A 5,744-nucleotide genomic window follows, 5' to 3' on the forward strand; every position below is an offset into this window, starting at 1 on the left:
CATGTACGGTCGCGCCGGACCAGAACTCCTCAGAGCCCGAATGCTGCCACTGCGCCACACAGATTGAGGCAGAACCCAATTAAGGGCTACGCGACAGGCATGTTCATGCCGCTGCCCGGCCGGGCACATGGCTTGGCGAGATGCTGACGCGCAAGCCGCCGATGCTGGTGCGGGTCGCGCTGGCGAACAAAATGGCGCGGATCGTCTGGGCGCTGATGGCCCGAGGCGGCGCCTACCAGTCTCCGACCGCTGCGGCGTAAGCCGTCACTGGTCGCGAGGACGTCGGAGCGGAAGAGGGCAAGGAGACGTTTGGCGCACGGTCGTGAGACGGGATCGGGAGAACCAGAGCGCAACAGAGTGCCATCGAGCACGCGGCTTTGATCTGGACCCGACCTGCGAACACCATACGGGCCCGCGGCGTGATGATGGCCGCAACAGAGGCCGGATACATGTCAGCACCCGACACCGCGCGAAACTGATCCAGAAACCCTCTTGCGCAAGGGGCGGTTATACATGTTGCGCAAATGCTGTGAAGGTTTCACCTTGCGAATCCAGTCTGTTAGTCAGGCTGCATGAGCAGACCCATACCCCCGACCTACAAGACCAGGAACTGGCCAGCCTACAATGAAGCAGTCAAGCGCCGGGGCTCGCTGACGATCTGGTTTGACCCCGAGATGAGCTGGGATGCCGCGCCGACAGGCAGGCGTGGCCGCCAGCAGACCTACAGCGATGCCGCTATCCAGACGTGCCTCTCGATGAAAGTGCTGTTCGGCATGGCGCTCCGGCAGACGACCGGGTTCGTCGAGAGCCTGCTACGGCTGGTCGGCCTGAACTGGACGGTGCCCGACTTCAGCACGCTATCTCGCCGCCAGAAGACCTTGGCCGTGAACATCCCCTACCGCGGCTCCAAGGGGCCGTTGCACCTGCTGATCGACAGCACCGGGATCAAGGTCGAAGGTGAAGGCGAGTGGCACGCACGCAAGCATGGCGGCCCGAAACGGCGCGTCTGGCGCAAGCTCCACCTTGGGATCGATGAAGAAACGTTGGAGATCCGGGCCGTCGAAGTCACCGGGAGCCACATCGGTGATGCGCCCATCCTACCCACCTTCTCGACCAAATCCCGCAGGACCAGGAAATCGGTAGCGTTACGGCTGATGGCGCCTACGACACGCGCAAATGCCACGATGCGATTGCAGATCGCGGTGCCCATGCCGTCATCCCGCCCCGCAAGAACGCGAAGCCCTGGAAGACGATCACCGCCGGAGCCGTGGCGCGAAATGAGGCCCTGCGCGCGGCGAAATACCTGGGCCGCGCGCTCTGGCGACGATGGAGTGGATACCACCGCCGAAGCCGCGTCGAGACAAAGATGCATTGTATCAAGTTGCTGGGCCAGCGGCTCATGGCACGGGACTTCGATCGACAGGTCGCCGAACTCCAGGTCCGCATCGCCGTCCTGAACGGCTACACCGCGCTCGGAATACCCGTCACGGAAGCTGTGGGATAAGTCCGTCCGGGGAAAGGGGAACCTCGGCCTTAAGCCGATTTGTGCATCAGAGCCCTTGACACTAATAATTAGCTATCTATGTTTTTCCCGGCGATGGTTCCCCGGAAGAGGAGCCGGATTTCATCGCTGCATCAAACTGGAGGAAATTCATGTCACGGACAGCCAATTTGGCCGGCCCGCGTTCGCGGACCGGAATGGTGGTGCTTTGCCTCGCTCTGACCGCGGGCTTCGCCCCGCTCGCGTCGGCGCAGGAGCAGCCCGCCTTCAACGAACATGCGGGAACCCTGCCGGACGGGACGGCATGGCTGATCCGCGTGCCCGAGAACTGGAATGGTCGACTACTCAGGGATCTGGATTTCGCCAGCAACGTTTCGGTCGCGTCAGCGGTCCAGCGGTATGACGACCTGCTCGGTCGTGGCTATGCCTTCGCCGGGCTCGCCCGGCACCCGCTGCGCCTGTGGCAATACGATCCGCAGCGTGAAATCCTGAATCTACAAGCTGTTCAGGACATTTTCACGGACCTGGAGCGCGCTCCTGACATGGTGCTGCAATACGGCTGTTCTGGCGGAGGGCTCGACAGCCTCGCTTCGGCCGAGGATTACCCGGACAGGATCGACGGTGCCGCCGTGCTTGCCGCCCATACGCCGGTCTGGATCATGAGCAGTTTCCTGGATGGCTGGTTCGCCATGCAGACCCTGCTGGGCGAAAGCTATGAGGCCGCTGGGCACGGTCCGGCCAGCGATCTCGCCATCGTCGGCCTGCCCAATGCCGGAGCGGGTGGCGAGCGCAGCCTTGACGCGATCCGTGCGTCCTGGATGGCCGCCATCGAAACGGCGGGCGAAAGCCCGGAGGGCCGCGCGCGGCTGGCGCTTGCCTTCGCCATCGGACAGTGGTCGCCGTGGATGGTCGAGGGGACCGAACTACCCGACACCGCGGATGCCGGCGCCATGGCCGACATGATCGTGGCCTCGGCGCTGCGCATCGGCGGTAATGTTGGCGGGTCCTCGCGGCTTCTGTTCGAAAACGCCGCATCGGGGCAGCAACTTTCCGGGAACGAGGGGGTCGACTATGCCGCCTTCTACCAGAATGCCGCACCCGCGATGGCGCGGACGGTTGAGGCGCTCTACGAACAGGCCGGTTTGGACCTTCAGGCCGACATTGCCAGGATCGACGCCGCCCCCCGCATCGCGGCCTCGGATTATGCGCGCGATTTCTGGGCCGCAGACGGGCGCACGACGACCGGCGATCTGCAGGTTCCGGCGATCCGCATCCACATGCTGGGCGACTGGGCCATTCCCTACACGCTGATGGAAGGCTACGGCGCGCTGGTGCAGGAGCAGGGTACCGGCGATCTGTATCGGCAGTCGCTGGTCCAGGGCACGGGCCATTGCGAGTTCACGGCTGCCGAAAGCACGGCCATCGTCGAGACCCTGGTCGAACGGATCGAAACGGGCGCCTGGCCCGAGACATCGCCCGAGGCGCTGAACGCCGCAGCCGAGGCGCTGGAAACCGGGAGCGCCCCCCGGTTCATCGAACACGGTGATTGGCGCGTGGCAGCCTATAACCGGCCCTGGGTTCCGGCAGAATGAGCCGATGGGGAACTGGCGCTGCGCCGGTTCCCCCACAGGTCCGGTGGCGCAAGTCATTGGTGGACCGTCGCCAACGCGCAGTGGGCATCTCTGGCGAGGGCAAGTGTTCCCATGTCTGGACGACCCCTGCTGCGCAAGCTGGGAATTGACGCGCCTATGCCGAAAGCAGTCATGTCTACGGCCTTTGTGGTGCGGTCTAGCCGCTGGCCCAGATGAAGTCCGCGGATCGGGTCCCAATCAAAATTGCGCGCTTTCTGCGCCTTGACCCCCTGGGGTGTCCCGATCCCCGGTTCGACCGGTTTGTCATCTCTTCTCAGCTTCACGCATTCCGTCAGCGGTTCCGCGCTCAGGAGACAGGGGCCGCGTAGATCTCGTTGCGGCGCAGGAGCGCCCAAGCGATCCGGGCAGTCTTGTTGGCGAGCGCGACCGCAACGACTTTCGGTCGCTTGCGTGCTTTAAGCCCAAGCATCCAAGCCTTGCCGGCATCGCCCTGCCTTGCAAAGCGAAGCACCGCAGTCGCGCCGGAAACGAGCAGTCGCCGGATATATCCATCACCCTGCTTGCTGATCCCGGTCTGTCGATCCTTGCCACTGCTTGAGTTCGCCCGTGGCGTCAGGCCTAGCCAGGCCGCGAACTGTCGTGCCGAGCGGAACAGGCTCGGATCCGGAACATTTGCAGCAATTGCGCTGGCGGTGATCGGTCCGATACCGGGAATGGTCGCCAGTCGCCGGCTCGTCTCGTGCGTCCGGTGCCACTCGAGGATCCGTTTCTCCAGGGCCTCAGCCTGATCGGCAATCGCCTCCGCTTGGCAGATCAACGCATGGATGGCAGCCGCAGCATGGTCAGGCAACCGTTCCTGGTTCTCTCGGAAGTGGGTGTCGCCTTGCCCTTAAATCCGAGACACGGCGCGTTTTCCGGCCTTTCTTGCCCTTAAATTTGAGATGAGGTGGCTGAACCGCCGACGCGTAGTCGCATCCGCTGAGCAATCTGGTCGACGGTTGCAAGCAGTCGGGGCTCCTTATCGTAGGCGCGAAGCAGGGCAACTCGTGCGTAGACGTCGATGTCCATGCTGCACAACGCAGCCTTTACCAGTGGACGTGATTGGGCGGAGGCAATGGCGGCAAGGCAGAAGAGCCTTATGTTCGGGCGGGGGCTTTGAAGCGCGAAGAAAGGGTCTCCACATAAAGCTTTGAGTCCCATCGCGAAGGTGACCGCCCGCATGGCTCGGCGTAGTTGACGCGCGCTGCCCGACACCGCGACACGCTCCAGGATCCGTGCCCCCCGGCGGGCACGATCAACCAGCTTTTCGGAGACCGCTGCGCCATTTTGCCTGTCGGCCTTTGGAAGAAGCCGGGCACCACAAATCTGGCAGTCGAACGCCCAGGCCCTACGCCAGTGCCTGAGCTCAAGGCCGCCATCAGCGCAGCTTGTGCAAGCCTGGAACGGCACCTGTGCGGTCAACCGCATCTCTGCTTCCGGCATCGCCGCGAAAGTCATCGACGACACGAACGCTGGATCGAAGCGCGCCGCAACGGAAATCCTATCCGCGGCCAGCATGTCGAGATCAAAATCAAGGGCTGCAGCATATTTTGCGTCGATCCCGATATGGGCGAGCAGGTCTGCTACCTCGCAATGATTGGAAGCGGCCAGTCGCGATAACCAACCAGAAAGCAACTCGTCCGGCACTGGCGTCACCGATATCGGCAGCGGGATACACGTCACGCCCCAGATTTCTCGAGCCGTCGCTGAGCGTTTGCATGGCGCGACCAGACCGGTGTCCATTTTGCGATGGCATCATCAGTGACGCACTCGTCACCGCTGATGATCGCGTCGATGGACAGATCCTTGACCAAGGCAAAGATGCGGGACGTCACCCCGCCAGTTAATGCGAGGATCTGCTTGAGCGACCGCACTTGCAGATTGGATTTCTTCTCCAGCGGCATGGCCGCGATCAATGTCTGGATCATATCCGAAAACTCGGCATCATCGCGCCAATTCGGCAGGTGGTGTTCATCAAGCCGACGGGCCAGTTGGACATCGCCGCGAATGGCATCGACGGCTTCGCTGACACCGTAGCAGACCAAAGATGCCTCCAGCTCGTTGCTGAGATACCTCAAGACATTGAGGAACCGGCGCTGTTCCCTATGCGTGCCCGCAAGAAGGTTGTGGACTTCGTCGATCATGATCATCCGCAGCCCGAGGTCGCGCAAAAGGCCCACGACCCGAACTTCCAGCGAGGCAACACTCTGCGCCTTCAGGCTCAGCGTCGACGACGGGGCTCCGACGGCTGCGAGGATGTGCATATAGAACCGCCGCTCATCAGGAGCGGGTGGCGCCTGCAACAGAAGTAACGGGGTGTGGGTGACGCCCGACTCCGGATCATACTCCGGCGCATAGCGTCGCGACAGGTTGCGGGCGATCATTGTTTTGCCGATGCCGGACGCCCCATGCACCAGAAGGCCAGGCATGCGGGTCTGCCGCGACATCTCAATCAGACCATGCAGCCGGTCCAGCACTTGCTCCGCTCGGGGAAAGCCGATCCAGATGTCCGATTGAATGAGGGCGATGCGGCCGTCGGGCATTGCCAACTTATTTGCACCCGGCTGAATGCGGCCTGCTCCGCGCCCGTCATGCGGTCATCTCGAGTGCGT

General features: G+C 62.9%; 3 protein-coding genes and 3 pseudogenes. 3 read left to right on the forward strand and 3 right to left on the reverse strand.

What is annotated here, in order from left to right:
* Positions 1-95: 95 nt before the first annotated feature.
* The 3 genes and pseudogenes from PXK01_RS21605 to PXK01_RS21615 all read left to right on the forward strand — a co-directional run.
* Positions 96-260 (forward strand): annotated as a pseudogene (locus PXK01_RS21605) (IS110 family transposase); the annotation flags it as partial.
* Between the two features lie 312 nt (positions 261-572).
* Positions 573-1,504: pseudogene (locus PXK01_RS21610) on the forward strand (IS5 family transposase).
* A gap of 149 nt (positions 1,505-1,653) precedes the next feature.
* Positions 1,654-3,093, forward strand: a complete 1,440-nt coding sequence (locus PXK01_RS21615) for a hypothetical protein (RefSeq protein ID WP_024099412.1) — start codon at positions 1,654-1,656, stop codon at positions 3,091-3,093.
* A 346-nt stretch (positions 3,094-3,439) separates the two neighbouring features.
* On the opposite strand, the pseudogene PXK01_RS21620 reads toward PXK01_RS21615, so the two are convergent.
* The 3 genes and pseudogenes from PXK01_RS21620 to PXK01_RS21630 all read right to left on the reverse strand — a co-directional run.
* Positions 3,440-3,964: pseudogene (locus tag PXK01_RS21620) on the reverse strand (IS110 family transposase); the annotation flags it as partial.
* A gap of 59 nt (positions 3,965-4,023) precedes the next feature.
* Entirely contained in the window at positions 4,024-4,875 is an 852-nt protein-coding gene (locus PXK01_RS21625) for a TniQ family protein (RefSeq protein ID WP_081731462.1), read from the reverse strand.
* Complete coding sequence (locus PXK01_RS21630; RefSeq protein ID WP_274861696.1) at positions 4,812-5,675, reverse strand: TniB family NTP-binding protein; 864 nt, start codon at positions 5,673-5,675, stop codon at positions 4,812-4,814. The genes PXK01_RS21625 and PXK01_RS21630 overlap by 64 nt, the downstream gene beginning before the upstream one ends.
* Positions 5,676-5,744: the final 69 nt, after the last annotated feature.

This window comes from Phaeobacter sp. PT47_59, from assembly GCF_028890025.1.
In the GTDB taxonomy this organism is placed as follows: Bacteria; Pseudomonadota; Alphaproteobacteria; order Rhodobacterales; family Rhodobacteraceae; genus Phycobacter.